Here is a 16,087-nt window from a genome sequence, read left to right on the forward strand (position 1 = left end):
GTTAACAGGCTCACGCGAAGCCGGCGCATAATCGGTTCGCACAAAGTTTGAAACACTTGTTTGCATCCGCCATATGCGGACCGTTGCACGCTCTTCGACGTCGCGTCAGATCGTTTTTCTGACGTCACGCAAGCACCGGCCCACGAAACCAAGCAGATGTCGGCGGTGTTCTGGGTTATCCAAAAATCGGGGAGACACGGTATGGCTAAGAAGTTGGTAGCGCGCACTTATCTGCGCAGTTGTTTGATCGCAATCTTGTGTGGCAGCGGAATGGCCGCTACGGCATTTGCCGACACGATTAGCGCGCCCGGATTGAGCGCGCCAGGCACGATTTCCTACGATGTCGAGGGCATTCCGACCATCCAGGCCTCGACCGATAACGATGTCGCTTTCCTGCAGGGTTACATGCACGCCCGCGATCGTTTTTTCGAGATGGATCTGACCCGCCGCAAGGTCAGCGGTACGTTGTCCGAACTGGTCGGCGCCTCGCAACTCGCGAGCGACGTGCAGACCCGCACGCTCGGCCTGCGTCGCGCGTCATGGGCTACGTTGAATGCAATGTCAGACGATTCGCGCGGCTGGCTCAAGGCCTACGCGAACGGCGTGAATTTCTGGCTCAGTACGCAGCCGTTGCCGCCCGAATACGGCGCATTGCAGCTCTCGCGTGCCGATCCGTGGACGCCGCTGGATACGGTCATCGTCGGCAAGGCGCTGGCATTCCAGCTGTCGTTCGATCTGGACATCGATCGCACCATCCAGTTCGGTGCATTCCAGCAAGCCGCGGCTGCTGCGCATGTCGATCCGGTCGCGCTGTTTTTCGGCGATACCAATCGTTTTGCGCCGCCGGACAATCGCGTTACGATTCCGAATTTCGTGCCCGGTGCGAGCACCAGCACGAGTGGTTCTTCCACGACATCTGCGCTCGCGCACACTTCGCTCGCATCGAGCCTGCCAACGCTCGTCGCTGCAACGAATACGCCGACGCAGCTGGTCGACGACGATACCTTGGCATTGGCGATCGCCTACCGCGCCAAGATTGCGAATGTCGATTTCATCGCACCACATCTGAAAGCGCGCGAAGATCGCGCCGGCAGTAACGAGTGGGTCGTCAGCGGTCAATACACCGCCACCGGAAAACCGCTGTTGATGAACGATCCGCATCTGAGCCTAGCGTTGCCGCCGGTGTTCAACGAGGTGCATCTGTATTCGAGCGACAGCCGTTATGCGCAACCGCTGAATGTCAGCGGCGTGAGCGTGCCGGGTACGCCGGGCGTGATCCAAGGTTGCAACCAGAAAGTCTGCTGGGGCACCACCACCAACGGGCTGGATGTCACCGATACGTTCAAAGAAACCTTCCATCTCAACAGTTTTGGCCTGCCGTACGCGACCATGCATAACGGCGTCGAAGAACCGGTACAGTGGGAGTTCCAGAGTTATTTCGTCAACCAGATGAAGGCTGGCACGGTTGATAATCTCGTGCGCGACAATTCGATCGGTTACCTCAACGGCGCGGTCACCGTGATCATTCCGCGCCGCAATAACGGGCCGATGGTGCAGTTGTCCGGCAACATTGGTCTGTCGGTGCAGTACACCGGCTGGGGCCCGACGTTCGAGCTGGAATCATTCCGCCGCATCAACCGCTCGCAGAACCTCGCCGACTTCAAGACCGCACTGAGTTATTTCGATGTCGGTTCGCAGAACTTTGCGTACAGCGACACCGACGGCCACATCGCGTATTTCACGAGTGCCGAAGCGCCGGTGCGTGACGATCTGCAGAACGGCAACGCGCCCGGTGGCGGCATTCCGCCATGGCTGATCCGCGACGGTTCGGGTGCGCTGCATCACGATTGGCTGCCGGTACAACATCCGCAACCAAATCAGGCCTTGCCATATGAAATTCTGCCTGCCAACGAAATGCCATTTGTGATCGATCCGGCGCAGGGTTACATCGCGAATGCCAACAACGATCCGATCGGCATCACGCTTGGCAACAACCCATTGGCCAAACAACGACCGGGTGGCGGCATCTATTATCTGAACTTCAATTTCGACGCCTATCGCATGGGCCAGATCGATCGCAAGCTCAGCGAATTCATCGCCGATGGTCACAAGATCACGATGCAGGACATGCAGCAATTGCAGGGCAATACGCAATCGCTGGATGCCGAGCTGGTATTGCCGCATTTGCTGGGTGCTTACAGCAATGCGAGTGCCAGTGGTGCATGGCCGCAACTCGCCGCCCTTGCTGCCGATCCGCAGGTGACCGAAGCGATTTCACGCCTCACAGCGTGGGATTTCTCGACACCGACCGGTTTGCCACAAGGCTACGACTCGGGTAACTCGCCACTATTGCCGGCACATCCGACCCAACAGCAGCTCGACGCGAGTGTTGCCGCGAGCATCTTCGGCATCTGGCGCAGCATGGCGGTGCAGAACAGCATCGACGCCACGTTGACCAAACTCGGACTCGCCAGTTATCTGCCCGATGGATCAGATGCCTACGTCGCATTCAAGTTCCAGCTTGATGCGTTTGATGCGACAGGTGGCAAGGGTGCAGCCGGCGTTGGTTTCTTCAACGTCAGCGGTGCACCCACGCCACAGGCCGGTCGCGATTACGTCTTGCTCAAGAGTCTGCAGCAAGGGCTCGCACGTTTCGCCAGCGCCGATTTTGCGGCGGCGTTCGGTGGCTCGACCCACCAAGCCGATTACCACTGGGGCGCGCTGCATCGCATCGTGTTTTCCCATCCGCTCGGCGCGCCATTCAGTGTTCCGAGCGCCGGGAATCCGTATGGCTTCAGCGATCTCGGCGCGAATCTGCCGGGTGTCGCGCGTGATGGCAGCTGGCAGACGATCAACGTCGGCAGCCACGATATCCGTGCCAACAGCTTGAACGGTTTCATGTTCGGTGGTGGTCCGGCTCGTCGTTTTGTCGGTGAAATGGCAACGCCGATTAATGCGGTCGAAATCATTCCGGGTGGCCCAAGTGACGTGATCGGTTCGCCGTATTACGCCAGTCAGCTGAGCCGCTGGCTGACCGTGAATTATCACGCGATGCCGATCGACTCGATTACCGCGGCAACCGGCGCACCGACGGTCATCAGTTTTGCGCCACATCCATAACCACTCCACGACGTTGCGCTGAGACGCAACGTTCTGGCGGCTCTGCTTCAACCACAGCCATCAATCCGCGGCCCGGATTGATGGCTGTTTCTTTTTGCGGTTTTGTTGGCGCCGTCGCGCGCGACTCGGTAAAGTCGGCCACTTCAAATCGTCTCGGCTCCAGCCATGCCTTCAGCAATTATTCCGCGCGGATTTGATCTCGCCATCGCCCGCGCGCATCTCGAAAAATGCGATCGGAAATTCGCCAAGTGGATCGCCCGTGTCGGTGATATCGAGCAGGACTATTCGCGACCTTTCCAACCGGTCGATGCACTCGCTCGCGCGATTTTGTACCAGCAACTTTCCGGCAAGGCGGCGGCCACAATTGTCGGTCGGGTCGAAGCACATCTGCCACGCGGACGCCGTTTCAGTGCCGCCGGCATTCATGCCGTCAGTGACGAACAATTCCGTGCCGCCGGCGTATCGCGCAACAAGTGCGCGGCGTTGCGTGATCTCGCCGAGAAAGCCGATGCCGGCATCGTGCCGACCGCGGCGGGGCTCGCGCGCATGAGCGATCTCGATATCGTAGAGCATCTCACCCAGGTGCGTGGCATCGGTCGCTGGACGGTGGAAATGATGCTGATGTTTCGCCTCGGACGCCCGGATATTCTGCCGATCCACGATCTCGGTATTCGCAAAGGCGCCGAGGTCGTGCACCCGCAGGAAAAGTCGTTCAAACCGCTTGAACTCGGTACGTTCGGAGAGCGCTGGGGGCCGTATCGCACGCTCGCGAGTTTGTACCTGTGGCGTATCGCCGATCTGGCGCAGAGCGACGCAAAAGCAGCGCTTGGCGGCGACGAAAACAAGAATGCAAAACCGGTGAAGCGTTCGCAAGGTTAGTTATCGTCATACCGCTGTAACGCAAGTTCGGCGCAATGGCGGCTGCGCCAATCGCCGGAACGCCGCCGCCACATGCACATCGTCGATACGACCTTGTTTTTCGCCCCGCACAGCGGCGGGGTGAAGCGTTATCTGCTGGCCAAACATCGCTATCTCGCGAGCCAGCCTGAGGTGCGCCACAGCCTACTCGTGCCGGGTGCGCACGATCGCGAAGTCGCGACCGGTATCATCGAACAACGCAGCCTGCGTATTCCGTTGGCCGGCGGTTATCGCATTCCGCTGCGCTTGCGCGCATGGCGACATACGTTGCGTTCACTCGCGCCAGATGTGATCGAGGTGGGTGATCCGTACCATCTTGCGTGGGTCGCATTGCGCGCTGCGGATGAGCTTGGCGTACCGGCAGTCGCGTTCGCGCATTCCGATCTTTCGCGTCTGCTGGCCAGCCGTTTCGGCCACGCTATCGGCAGGATTAGCGAGGCCTATCTGCGGCGACTGTATGCACGTTTCGATCTGGTCATGGCGCCAAGCAGCAGCATCGCCGAGCGCTTGTATGACATCGGCGTGGAGCGCGTCGTCGTGCAGCCGCTCGGCGTCGACGGCGAGGCGTTTCGTCCGTCGCGGCGCGATCCGGAATTGCGCAAGTTGCTCGGCTTGCCGCCACAAACCCGACTGCTTATTTTTGCCGGTCGCATGGCGCGTGAAAAGCAGATTCCGCTGCTGCAGCGCGCCGTGCATGAACTCGGCGCGCCATATCATTTGTTGCTGGTTGGCGGCGAGCGGCTGCAGCATCTTTCCGATCGGGTCACTTTGTTGCCGTATCAGCAGGACAGCAAACGTCTGGCGCGCCTGCTCGCGAGCGCCGATGTGCTCGTGCATGCCGGTGAGCACGAAACTTTCGGCATGATTTTCATCGAGGCGATGGCCTGCGGTATTCCGGTGATCGGCATGCGTTCGGGTGCGGTCGCCGAACTGATCGATGATGCCGTCGGTCGCATTGCCGAGCCCGGCAATATCCTCTCGCTGAAGCAGACGATCATCGATGTGTTCGAGCAGGACATGGCGGCGATGGGCGCGGCGGCACGCCAACGCGTGGAGCAACGCTACAGTTGGGAAAGCACTTTTTCGCAGCAGCTTGAATGTTATGCGCGCCTGCATCGTCCGCGCGCCGAGCTGGCGTTGCGCCTGGCGCAAGTGAAATGAACGCGACCAAACATCTCTGCATCGTGTTGCATGATGTCGCGCCGGCGACGTGGCCGGCGTGTCGTCGTCTGCTCGATATGCTCGCGAGTCTCGGCGATCCATCGGTTACCTTGCTGGTGGTGCCGGATTTTCATGGCAGCGGTCGCATCGATGCGGCGCCAGATTTTTTCCGCAGCGTGGATGCGCTGGCAGCGCGCGATGCCGAGATCGCGTTGCACGGTTATTTTCATCGCGATGACGCACCGCCGCCGCGCTCGCCAGGTGCATGGTTGCGTCGACGAGTATTGACTGCCGGCGAAGGCGAGTTCGCCACGCTGGATCGCGACGCCGCCGCGTGCCGCATTCGTGACGGTCAATGCATGCTGAGCCGCCTCGGCTGGAATATCACCGGCTTTGTGCCGCCCGCATGGCTAGCCAGTCGTGGCACGCACGAGGCGTTGTGCGCGACTGATTTGCGTTACACGAGCACGCATACGGCGCTGATCACATTGCCGGATCAGCGGCGTATCGCCGCGCCGTGTCTGACTGCTTCGACGCGTTCGGCGTGGCGTCGCGTCGCCAGTCGAATCTGGCTGCGCACGATGTCATCAATCTGGGCGAAAGCGCCATTGTTGCGTATCGGTCTGCATCCCGACGATGCATCGCATCCCGAGATCATGGTCTGTTGGCGCAAGCTGATCGGCGCGCTGCTGCAGGATCGTGTTGCGCTGACAAAATCCCAAGCCATTGCACACTACCAATGCGCCGCGCTGGCTCGCTGCTGATAACGCTCGCGCTGATCGCAGCGCTGGCTGTACCGATGCTGCTCGGTGGCCGTGATGCGTTGGCGACCGCGTGGAATTTCCCGCTGCCGAATTTGGCTGCGCTGACTTTGCTGACGATGTGCGGTTGGCTGAGCAAGGCACAGAAGTTGCGTGTTCTGCTTCGTCAGATCGGCGCGCAGCTGACGTTTTGGCGCGCGCTGGGCATCTCGCTCGCGACCGATTTTGCATTCATGGCAACACCCGCGGGCGCTGGTGGTTATCCGGCCAATATCCATCTGCTCAAGCGCGCGGGTGTTTCAACATCGAGTAGCGCGGCGGCGGTAGTAGCTGATCAACTGCTCGATCTGCTGTTTTTTGCGGCGGCGATTCCGCTGTCGCTGCTGGCCTTGCTCAGCACCGATTTGCCAACCGGGCTACGTGCCACGGCGTTGGGGATAATCACGCTGCTGATCGTAATGAGCATGGTCATCGCGCTGTTGCGACACCGATTCTGGCGCTGGATTTTTGCGCGTGATCGTATCTCGCCACGCAATACCTGGTGGCATCGGCGACAGCGCGAACTGCTAAGCTTTTTGCACAGCATGCGTCTTCAGGGGCGAACGTTGACTCATGCGAATGCGGGCTTCTATTCCAAACTCGCGCTGTTCACCGCGCTGCAATGGCTCACACGTTATGGCGCGCTCTGGCTGGTTTTGCTGCTGCTCGGATATCCGCTTCCTTTCGCTTACGCGTTGTTGTTGCAGGCTCTGATCCTGCACGCCGCGCAATGGACCGGCGTGCCTTCCGGCGCCGGCGGTGCCGAGCTCGGCCTCGCTGCCGCGCTTGCATCATGGGCTCCCGCCAGCAGCATCGCCACGACGTTGCTGTTATGGCGTTACGCGACTTTGTATCTCGGTCTGGCTGCGGGCGGAATGGCGTGGCTGATGCTGGTCACTCAGCGACGCCAGCACCAATGCCAAGGCTCGTAGCTTATGCCGTGCGGATTGCCGCGCGGAAACGACAGGTGGAATCCAAATCTCTGCGCGTTCGCCTGCAACCAAACGAACGCCGCCGAGTTTTCAAATTCCTCTTCAAGCGCGGCGAATCCCGGCGTGGTTATATCCAGCGCGCGCCCGGAATGGTGTTCGCTGTAACCCGGGGCGGCATTCACGCGCAGGATTTCCGTGATCGACAAACCGCGATCGAGCTTGCGCTGGAAAATGCCGAGTTGATATTCGATGCTGCGAAACGCAGACACAACTTGCAGCGTGATGCCGTCGCGCGAGGCCGCAGAGCACGTGCGTTGCCACGCACGTGCTGCGCGTGGCGCGAGGCGCTGCTCGCGACCTTGCGTATCCACTCCGATGCCAAGCAGGGCGGAGGGCTCGCGCACCGGTCGCAGTTTGCGCAGCTTGCCGTAATCGCGCGGTACGCCGAGCGCAAACGCTTGCTGCAAGAGTTCGCGCTGACGTTTCAACTCAGTCACGAGCCGGCTCCGCGAAATATTCGGCAACATGCTGCATCATTTTTTTCGCCCGATTTTTTCGTCAACTATCGGCACAGCTTTCGCGCGCCCGGTTTTGCGCAAAGCATCACGCAACACGTATTCGATCTGCGCGTTGACGCTGCGCAACTCGTCATCGGCCCAGCGTTGCACGGCGTCGAGCACGTCGGCGCTGATGCGCAGCGGGTAGGCTTTTTTATCCGACATTGCGTGTGATCAGCTATACAACGTGCCGGTGTTCACGATCGGCTGCGTGCCGCGTTCGCCGCATAGCACTACTAAAAGGTTGCTGACCATCGCGGCCTTGCGCTCTTCATCGAGCTGCACAACATTGCGTTTGGCGAGTTGTTCGAGCGCCATTTCGACCATGCTGACCGCCCCTTCGACGATGCGTGTGCGCGCCGCGATGATCGCGCTGGCCTGCTGACGCTGCAGCATTGCCTGCGCGATTTCCGGAGCGAAGGCGAGATGAGTGATGCGCGATTCAATCACCTTGATGCCGGCACTGGTGAGACGATCCTGGATCTCCTGTTGCAGATGTTCGGAGATCTCCTTGCCGTGGCTGCGCAGCGACAAAGCGCCGGTGTCATGCGAGTCGTACGGGTAACTGGTTGCCATGGAGCGCAGCGCGGATTCGCTCTGGATATGGATGAAGTCTTCATAGTCGTTGACTTCGAAAATCGCCTCGGCGGTATCGACCACCTGCCACACCACGACGGCGGCGATCTCGATCGGATTGCCATCGAGATCGTTAACCTTGAGCTTGTTCGATTCAAAATTGCGCACGCGCAGACTGACCGAACGTTTGCTGTAAAACGGATTGGTCCAGCGCGGCCCGGCATCACGCACGGTGCCGACATATCGACCGAAAAACTGCAGCACCTTGGCTTCGTTCGGCGCAACTGTAAAAAAGCCGCCTAGCGCGATCAGTAGTACCACGCCCGCAAGTACGGCGAGCAAGATCGCCCACAGAATTTGATGTTGCAGCGAGGTGATCAGCCAAGCGCCATCGGCGAGCAACAGCACGATCAGGCCGATCAATGCAGGAATTCCTGACGGGGCGGAATAACGACGTTCGTTCATGGCGACACTCCTTGAGAGTAAGATAATTAGATATCATTTTGATATCTGTCGTCAAGGAGCGGAAAGGCCGCTATTTTGGTGGGAAGCTAAAAAGGCCCGTCATTCCAGCCGGCGCTGAAGCGCTTTTCAACAGCGAAGCTGGTCAATGACAAGCAAAAATAAAGACGAATGAAAGTGTGTGGAACCAAAACAATCAGCAAACCTGCCCGGCTACGGCGCAGGCACCAGCGGCGCTATCGCACTCACACGAATTCGCCCGAGACTACCCAGCCCCGAATAAAATCGCCACGGATCGCCATCACCCACCGATAACGCGATATGCCCGGCGTCGAATCCCGCCAGCGCCGCATCGAAGCTCTGCCAGCGACCGTCGATCCACGCTTGCGCCCACGCGTGCGGCACGAACACGTTGTCCTTGCCAGCGTAATGGTCGGTGTAGGCCATGCCATCGACCACGCGCGTGGCGATGCCGGATGCGCGCCCGAGCGCGGCCAGCAATACCGCGTGTTCGGTGCAATCACCTTCGGGATTTTTCGCGACTTCGAGCGCCGAGGCATAACCGACGCTGAGATCCTTATTGCGGATAAAGTGGCGCACGAATTCCTGCAGGTTGTGCATGCGATCTGCGGGTGTGATCGCATTACCCACGCCTTGTTTCGCGAGCTTGACGATTTCCGGCGCAGTGCTTTGCAACCAGTCAGTCGGCTGGAAATCCGCAGCGATGGGTTTATCTTCGCCGCTGCCCGGCATCCCATCCAGCAGCGGCATGATGTTCAATGTGGCGCGGCCGCTGCTCGCATCCATCAGTCTTTGTTCGTCGGTCTGGGTGATCGTCAGCGGCTCGCTGTTGTCGGTGGCTTGCAGCGTGATTTTGATACCGTGCGCAAGTTCATCCTTGCTCAAGGCGTGCGGTGCGTGCACCAGCATTTGCGTGAGCATGTCGGTGGATTGATTCGGCGCGAGTGCGCACGATTTATCGCACGCGAGCATGGTTAGATTAAAACCCATCAGCGGCATGATCACCTTGTACACGGTCTGATCTGCGTCCACCCAGGCTTGGGTGTGACTCGCCATGCCGGGCAGTTTGATGTTCTGCTCCACGCGCACGAGTTCACGCCGCCCGCTCGGCAGATCGACCGATTCGCTGTCGCGCACCAGGCTGTGCACCTCGACCGCATCGAGACTGGAACTCTGAAACGCAAGATCGCTGAATTGCGCGCCGGGTTTCAATCCCGTACGCGCGCCGGACAGGCGCAAACCTTCGGCGAGCAGCGCACCTTTTGGCCACGGCATCACGCGCGTCTGTTTGGCACCGCCGACTTCGGTGGTGACATCGATCTGACCATCGTCACGCAATATGCCGCGCACCACGCTCTCGATGCCGGAAATCTTTGAGCGCGAGACAAAACCCAGCGGCTTGCCGGCCAAGGTTTCGGTGCTGGTTTCCTCGTTGCCAAAACTGATGCTGATGCCGGCGCGCTCGATGCTGATTTCCATACTTTGCGTTGTGATCACCTGATCGCCGCTCACCTTGCGCGTATCCAGCATGTGCCCGATCTTGCGGCCGTCGAGCAGCACACTCATCCAGGTTTGCTCCGGCACACGTGCCAGCGCCGGCGCGGCGATCGACAATAAAACGATACAGATAATCAAATTGCGCATGGTGATCCTCATCAGCAGATCGCTATTCTGCCAAGGATTAGGTAGCGCCGGGTGAATACGTGCTCCGGTACAATTCGCATCGGATATTTCGAGGAGCGGCGATGAAACCTTTTGGCACACCACACACCGAACATGCCTTGCGCCTGATGCTGCTCGGCTCCGGCGAACTCGGCAAAGAGGTTGCGATCGAAGCGCAACGGTTTGCGGTCGAGGTGATCGCGGTCGATCGTTACGCGCACGCACCGGCGATGCAGGTTGCGCATCGTTCGCATGTGATCAATATGCTCGACGGCGCTGAATTGCGTCGTATCATCGAAATGGAAAAACCCGATCTGGTCGTGCCGGAAATCGAAGCGATTCATACGCCGACCTTGATCGAAATGGAGCGCGAAGGTTTGCGCGTGATTCCGACCGCACGCGCGGCGTGGCTGACAATGGATCGTGAAGGCATCCGCCGACTCGCCGCCGAAGAACTCAAACTGCCGACCTCGCCGTATCGTTTTGTCGATACGCGCGACGAGTATCTCGCGGCCATCGCGGCGCTTGGTTTGCCGTGCGTGATCAAGCCGGTGATGAGTTCGTCCGGCAAAGGTCAGAGTCTGATCAAAACGACAGCCGATGTCGATGCGGCGTGGGATTACGCGCAATCCGGCGGACGCGCGGGGCAGGGCCGCTGCATCGTCGAGGGTTTTATCGCGTTCGACTACGAAATCACCTTGCTCACCGTGCGCCACCGCGACGGCACCAGTTTCTGCGCGCCGATCGGCCATCTGCAGGTCGATGGCGACTATCGCGAATCGTGGCAGCCACAAGCCATGCCCGAGCGCGCCTTGCAACGCGCGCAGGAAATTGCGGCTGCAGTCACCGCCAATCTCGGTGGTTATGGTGTGTTCGGCGTCGAGCTTTTTGTGCAGGGCGATGACGTGATTTTTTCCGAAGTCTCACCACGCCCGCACGACACTGGTTTGGTCACGCTGATTTCGCAGGAACTGTCGCAATTCGCCTTGCACGCGCGCGCGATCCTCGGTTTGCCGATACCGGTGATTCGTCAGCTCGGTGCATCAGCATCGTGCGCAGTACTCGCCGAAGGCAGCAGTCACGCGCCGCGTTATCACGGCGTCGCCGATGCACTCGCTGAACCCGACACGATGCTGCGTCTGTTCGGTAAACCCGAAATCAACGGCAAACGCCGCATGGCCGTGACGCTCGCGCGCGACGAAGGCGTTGATAGCGCCCGCGCCAAGGCACGGCGCGCCGCGGAAAAATTGCAGGTTGAGTTATAAGCGGCGTGACAATCTTTTAGTTTATATCCTATGTATGCAGCAGGTAGGTCGGAAAAGCGAAGCGCCTTCCGACGATTTACTACGGATAATAATTATGGAAGCATGTGAGTTTCATGCCATTGTCGGATAACGCGGCTGCGCCGCTCATCAGACCTACGAGCTTATCGATTTTTGCGACACTCTCATTTCCGAACGAGATCACCTTCGCGAGGTATTATAGAGCAGACCGCATTCCAGAGAATAACATCGTCCCAATGAAAACCCGTGATTGAAGGCGCGAATTTGCCTGTGCATTTAATTCTTCTACCGACGAGCTGGTGTATGAGCCTATATTCCTCGGCGGTCGTTATCCCTAGCTCAACGTGCTCTATTTTTTCATGTGCTGGCTCTAATCCATCCACTCCCGTGCCGGCATCAATGCAAATTGGTGCTTCGAGTAGCAAATGGAAAAATACGAATTTATCGGTCAAAACGGGAGGGGAATTTGGTGCTTTGGTCCTTCCCGCAGAAACCAGTCCGATTATATTTTTCTCAATTTCAGAATAAGAAACGCAAGGTGTAGTGACCTTTCCTGAAACCAAGTCAAAAGCCTCCGCGTATTTTGAGAAGGATAGAAAAACCGTCAAGGAAATTAATGTAGAAACCAATCTACTTCCAATTTTATTCATAATGAAATTTACTCGAATTACTAATTAACGGTTAATGCAATAACTTATTTGTACCGGCGCGTTGCGCGTAGGTCGGAAAAGCGAAGCGCCTTCCGACGCTTTTTGCGGATCACGATGCTCGGAGCTTGTGAGGTCCATGCCATAGTCGGATAACGCGGCTGCGCCACTCATCCGACCTACCACTAGACCGGAAAAGCCAAGTTCCGTCCAGGAATTGCTACGAATCCAACCGCTGCCACCGCCCTTCGCGCAAAACTTCCAGCGGCCTGAAACGCGACTTGTAATCCATCTTCGCGTGGCCGGAAATCCAGTAGCCGAGATAGACGTATTTCAAGCTCATTTCCTGCGCGAGTGCGATCTGGCGCAGGATCGCGCAGGTGCCCAAACCGCGTGCTTCAAACTCGGGTTCGTAGAACGTATAGACGGCTGAAACTCCGTGCGTGCCGATGTCGGTGACGGCGACCGCGAGCAGGCGATCGCCGTCGCGCAGTTCGAGAAACTTGGTCGGGCTCCAGCTTGTGTAGAGGAACCGATCGAAGTCGTCGCGCGCGGGATTGTCCATGCCGCCGTCGCGATGGCGCGAATCGAGATAGCGCGAATACAATTCGAAATATTCGCTGCTGAAACTGGGCGGCACGACGTTGAAAGCGAGATCGGCATTGCGTCGCAGACAACGTTTTTGACTGCGATCCGGCACGAATTCGGCGACCGGCACACGCGCGGCGATGCAGGCGCTGCAGCCTTGGCAATGGGGTTGGTAGACATGCGCGCCGGCGCGGCGGTATCCATGACTGAGCGCGATGTCATACACCTGCGGCAATTGCGGCGCGCTCGGATCGATGACGAGATTCTGCGCGATGCGCTCGGGAAAATAGCCACACGCGTGCGGCAGGGTTTGAAACAGGCGCAGGCTTTCCGATTTCATGGCAGCGATTCTACGCCTTGCATGGTTGGCTATGCGCCTCGGTTTTTCGTTTCTACAGACCGGTGCGTGATGGCAACGTCGATATCGGGCGGAGCCATCGGCTCGATGAATTCGCGAGCGCGTAGTCGCGCCATTGGTGTGGTTGCTGCGAGCACCAGAAAACGCAGGTTCGCTCAGCCGGCGCCCGACATGCGCAGCGCCGCGACGACCGTCGCTACTCCAACTCCGATCAGCAGCAACACGCGTTGATAGCTGAACTTTGCCACGACCGGCTTCTTGCTGGCAGTACTGCGTTCCAGCGCGAGCTCGGCGGAAAAACGCGTCGCGGGTTCGAGCCCGGCTTCGCGCAACAACGCACGCGCCTGCACCTGATCGTCCGAACGCACCACCCAGACTTGCGGCCACGCGCTTGAATCGACACGCTCGCTGTAGCTGAAACGCTTGAAGTTGCTGCCTTGATAGACGCTGCGATTGCCGACGTGCGTGGCGATGCCGGCAGAGTTGAGCAGCTCGACAACGCGGTCGACATTTTCGATGCGTGGGGATGTGAATACCTGGCGCATATTATTCGGCCGTTTCCGGCAGCAGGCGGATCAGGCCTTCCTGCGCGGTCGAGGCGACCAGCACGCCATCGCGCGTGTAGATCATGCCGCGCGAAAACCCGCGCGAACCTTGTGCAGTCGGGCTGTCGCAGCTGTACAGCAGCCATTCGTCGACGCGCACGGGGCGATGAAACCACAGCGCATGATCGAGGCTCGCAACCATCACGTTATTCTGCAAATACGACATACCGTGCGGAAACATCGCGGTGCCAATCAGGTGAAAGTCCGACGCGTAGGCGAGCATCGCGCGATGCAGGATTTCCGAATCCGGCGCACGATCCACGAGACGAAACCAGATCTGCTGATACGGCGGCAATTTCGGTCGATGCACATCGTCACGCGGCGATACGTAACGAAACTCGAACGGGCCTTTGCGATTGAGCCAGCGCCGCCGTTTGACCGGAATATGTTCGAGCTCTTCCATCGACAATTGCACCGGCGCGGGCAAGTCTTCCGGCATCGGCACGTGAGGCATCGTCATCTGATGTTCGACGCCTTCTTCGGCCACTTGGAACGACGCCGAAAAATTGAAGATCGGCTGGCCGTGCTGGATTGCTACCACGCGCCGCACCGAAAAACTTTTGCCGTCGCGCGCACGATCCACTTCGTACACGATCGGCGCTTCGATATCGCCCGCGCGCAGAAAATACGCATGCAGCGAATGCACAAGGCGATCGCTGCCGACCGTTTGTTGCGCCGCCGACAAGGCCTGGCCGAGCACCTGGCCGCCGAAAACGTAACGCGTGCCGATGTCGCGGCTCTGGCCGCGAAACAGGTTTTCTTCGAGGCGCTCCAGGCTGAGCAGATCGATCAATTCACCGACGATGGGGCTGGACATGCGGGCTTCCGTTGGGATTTTGCGGTCTAGTATAACGTTGCCTGCTGCTCCGATGCTGCAGCGCGGCGATCAAGGTGCCGGCGTGGCATGCAGCCGTTCAAGCGCGATATCGGCGATCACGCGCGGCCACGGGAACAGCGGGCCGGGATCCTGCCGGCGCGGCAGCATGATCGTCGCATCATCGACCGCGGGTTCGAGACGCAGGTCCAGATCTTCGTGGCCGGCGATGTAACGAATGCCCGGATGATCGTTACGCAATTTGCGCAGCAGGCCGAGCAGCGATTCGATCTGCGGCTCGGTGTACGGCACGGTGAACGCCTGATGCCGGCTGTCGCCCCAATACGGATAGCGCCCGACGTTCGCCAGCTCGATCCCGATCGATCGCGAGTTGTAGCCAACCGTATGATTGGCGATGCGTCTATCGGCGACGTAGCGATAAATGCTGCCATCGACATCCACGTAATAGTGCCCGCTGTTGCCGGTGCCGCTGGTATAACGCACACGCTCGCCGAACTCGCGCGCGGTAGCCATATCCGGCAGCTCGGTGCAATGGATAACGATGAGGTCAATCGACGCTGTCGCGCGCTCGTCGAGGCGCGATTCGTAAGGCAGTGGCTGGTCGTGGATCGTGATGATGGCAGGCATGGACAAAGTGTCGCACGCAGCGTTCGAGCCTGCCAGCGCGGCACGCATGATAAACTTGGGCCATGTCCGCATTAGCCAAACTTACGTCGGCTGACTTACAAGTCGCCACGTTTTACCAATTTACCGCGCTCGATTCATTGAGCGAATTACGTTCATGCCTGCAAATTCTGGGCGATCAGCACGGGTTGCGCGGCACGCTGCTGCTTGCCGACGAAGGCATCAATGCCACGGTCAGCGGCAGCGCTGATGGTATCGCTGCGCTGCGCGAACATCTGCAAAACGATCCACGTTTTGCTGCCTTGAACTGGAAGCAGGCCGCGGCCGATGATGTACCTTTCCAGCGCTGGAAAGTCCGCATCAAGCGCGAGATCGTGAGTTTCGGTTTGGCCGATCTGCATCCCGAACAACGCACCGGTATTGCCGTCGCGCCGAAGGATTGGGATGCGCTGATCGCACGCGACGATATCGTGCTGATCGATACGCGCAATGATTACGAGGTCGCAGTCGGGCGTTTTGACGGCGCGATCGATCCGGCCACGCGCAAGTTTTCCGACTTCCCGCAGTTCGTCGAGCAGCAGCTGCGGGGCCGCGAAAACCAGCCGATCGCGATGTATTGCACCGGCGGTATCCGCTGCGAAAAAGCCTCGGCGTATCTATTGCAGCAAGGCTTCGGCGAAGTGTTCCAGTTACACGGCGGCATCCTCAATTACCTCGCCGAAAAACCCGCCGCAGAAAGCCGCTGGCAGGGCGAATGTTTTGTCTTCGACGAACGTGTTGCCGTCGATCATGCGCAGCGTGGCGGACGTTATGTGCTGTGCGCTGATTGCGGCATACCGCTGCTGCTCGACGCCGGCACGCGCTGCGCTGCCTGTGTCGACGCAGTCGCTAAAAATTCCTGATTCGCCCTTATCTGATTTTGCACCGCGGAGCTGCAG

16 protein-coding genes are annotated in these 16,087 nt (G+C 59.1%); 7 read left to right on the forward strand and 9 right to left on the reverse strand.

What is annotated here, in order from left to right; genetic code table 11:
* The first annotated feature begins 201 nt into the window (after window positions 1-201).
* The 5 genes from ELE36_RS06745 to ELE36_RS06765 all read left to right on the forward strand — a co-directional run bounded on the left by ELE36_RS06745 (window position 202) and on the right by ELE36_RS06765 (window position 6,931).
* A complete protein-coding gene (locus tag ELE36_RS06745; RefSeq protein ID WP_165371511.1) occupies window positions 202-3,120 on the forward strand; it encodes a penicillin acylase family protein in 2,919 nt (972 codons plus the stop codon).
* 165 nt (window positions 3,121-3,285) lie between these two features.
* Window positions 3,286-3,999 (forward strand): DNA-3-methyladenine glycosylase family protein, encoded by a 714-nt coding sequence (locus ELE36_RS06750; RefSeq protein ID WP_129832344.1) that lies wholly within the window; start codon window positions 3,286-3,288, stop codon window positions 3,997-3,999.
* Between the two features lie 72 nt (window positions 4,000-4,071).
* Window positions 4,072-5,199: an N-acetylglucosaminyl phosphatidylglycerol synthase gene (gene gpgS / locus ELE36_RS06755; RefSeq protein ID WP_129832345.1), complete on the forward strand. Its 1,128-nt coding sequence runs from the start codon at window positions 4,072-4,074 to the stop codon at window positions 5,197-5,199.
* Window positions 5,196-5,963: an N-acetylglucosaminyl phosphatidylglycerol deacetylase gene (gpgD, locus tag ELE36_RS06760; protein ID WP_165371512.1), complete on the forward strand. Its 768-nt coding sequence runs from the start codon at window positions 5,196-5,198 to the stop codon at window positions 5,961-5,963. Before gpgS ends, gpgD begins: the two co-directional genes overlap by 4 nt.
* Window positions 5,939-6,931, forward strand: coding sequence for a lysylphosphatidylglycerol synthase transmembrane domain-containing protein (locus ELE36_RS06765; RefSeq protein ID WP_129832347.1), 993 nt, complete (start codon window positions 5,939-5,941; stop codon window positions 6,929-6,931). The genes gpgD and ELE36_RS06765 overlap by 25 nt, the downstream gene beginning before the upstream one ends.
* Here the strand turns inward: ELE36_RS06765 and ELE36_RS06770 are convergent.
* From ELE36_RS06770 to ELE36_RS06785, 4 genes are all read right to left on the reverse strand, one after another.
* Window positions 6,898-7,428, reverse strand: coding sequence for a M15 family metallopeptidase (locus tag ELE36_RS06770; RefSeq protein ID WP_242512378.1), 531 nt, complete (start codon window positions 7,426-7,428; stop codon window positions 6,898-6,900). The two genes, ELE36_RS06765 and ELE36_RS06770, sit on opposite strands and share 34 nt — an antisense overlap.
* A 36-nt stretch (window positions 7,429-7,464) precedes the next feature.
* Window positions 7,465-7,653, reverse strand: coding sequence for a type II toxin-antitoxin system antitoxin (locus ELE36_RS06775; protein ID WP_129832349.1), 189 nt, complete (start codon window positions 7,651-7,653; stop codon window positions 7,465-7,467).
* A 9-nt stretch (window positions 7,654-7,662) separates the two neighbouring features.
* Complete coding sequence (locus ELE36_RS06780) at window positions 7,663-8,529, reverse strand: SPFH domain-containing protein (protein WP_129832350.1); 867 nt, start codon at window positions 8,527-8,529, stop codon at window positions 7,663-7,665.
* Window positions 8,530-8,739: 210 nt separating this feature from the next.
* Window positions 8,740-10,191: a transglutaminase-like domain-containing protein gene (locus ELE36_RS06785; protein ID WP_165371513.1), complete on the reverse strand. Its 1,452-nt coding sequence runs from the start codon at window positions 10,189-10,191 to the stop codon at window positions 8,740-8,742.
* A gap of 101 nt (window positions 10,192-10,292) precedes the next feature.
* Here ELE36_RS06785 and purT point away from each other — a divergent pair, with 101 nt between their 5' ends.
* Entirely contained in the window at window positions 10,293-11,474 is a 1,182-nt protein-coding gene (purT, locus tag ELE36_RS06790; RefSeq protein WP_129832352.1) for a formate-dependent phosphoribosylglycinamide formyltransferase, read from the forward strand.
* Window positions 11,475-11,656: 182 nt separating this feature from the next.
* Here purT and ELE36_RS06795 read toward each other — a convergent pair whose 3' ends face one another.
* The 5 genes from ELE36_RS06795 to ELE36_RS06815 form a co-directional block, all read right to left on the reverse strand.
* The gene (locus ELE36_RS06795; protein ID WP_129832353.1) at window positions 11,657-12,142 is read right to left on the reverse strand and encodes a hypothetical protein; all 486 of its coding nucleotides are present in this window, start codon (window positions 12,140-12,142) and stop codon (window positions 11,657-11,659) included.
* Between the two features lie 217 nt (window positions 12,143-12,359).
* Complete coding sequence (locus ELE36_RS06800) at window positions 12,360-13,067, reverse strand: arginyltransferase (RefSeq protein ID WP_129832354.1); 708 nt, start codon at window positions 13,065-13,067, stop codon at window positions 12,360-12,362.
* Window positions 13,068-13,240: 173 nt separating this feature from the next.
* Complete coding sequence (locus ELE36_RS06805) at window positions 13,241-13,630, reverse strand: hypothetical protein (RefSeq protein ID WP_129832355.1); 390 nt, start codon at window positions 13,628-13,630, stop codon at window positions 13,241-13,243.
* Window position 13,631: 1 nt separating this feature from the next.
* A complete protein-coding gene (gene tesB, locus ELE36_RS06810) occupies window positions 13,632-14,507 on the reverse strand; it encodes an acyl-CoA thioesterase II (RefSeq protein ID WP_129832356.1) in 876 nt (291 codons plus the stop codon).
* A gap of 69 nt (window positions 14,508-14,576) precedes the next feature.
* Window positions 14,577-15,152 (reverse strand): N-acetylmuramoyl-L-alanine amidase, encoded by a 576-nt coding sequence (locus ELE36_RS06815; protein ID WP_129832357.1) that lies wholly within the window; start codon window positions 15,150-15,152, stop codon window positions 14,577-14,579.
* A 62-nt stretch (window positions 15,153-15,214) separates the two neighbouring features.
* Here ELE36_RS06815 and trhO point away from each other — a divergent pair, with 62 nt between their 5' ends.
* Window positions 15,215-16,051: an oxygen-dependent tRNA uridine(34) hydroxylase TrhO gene (gene trhO, locus ELE36_RS06820; protein WP_129832358.1), complete on the forward strand. Its 837-nt coding sequence runs from the start codon at window positions 15,215-15,217 to the stop codon at window positions 16,049-16,051.
* Window positions 16,052-16,087: the final 36 nt, after the last annotated feature.

This window comes from Pseudolysobacter antarcticus (genome assembly GCF_004168365.1).
GTDB lineage: Bacteria > Pseudomonadota > Gammaproteobacteria > Xanthomonadales > Rhodanobacteraceae > Pseudolysobacter > Pseudolysobacter antarcticus.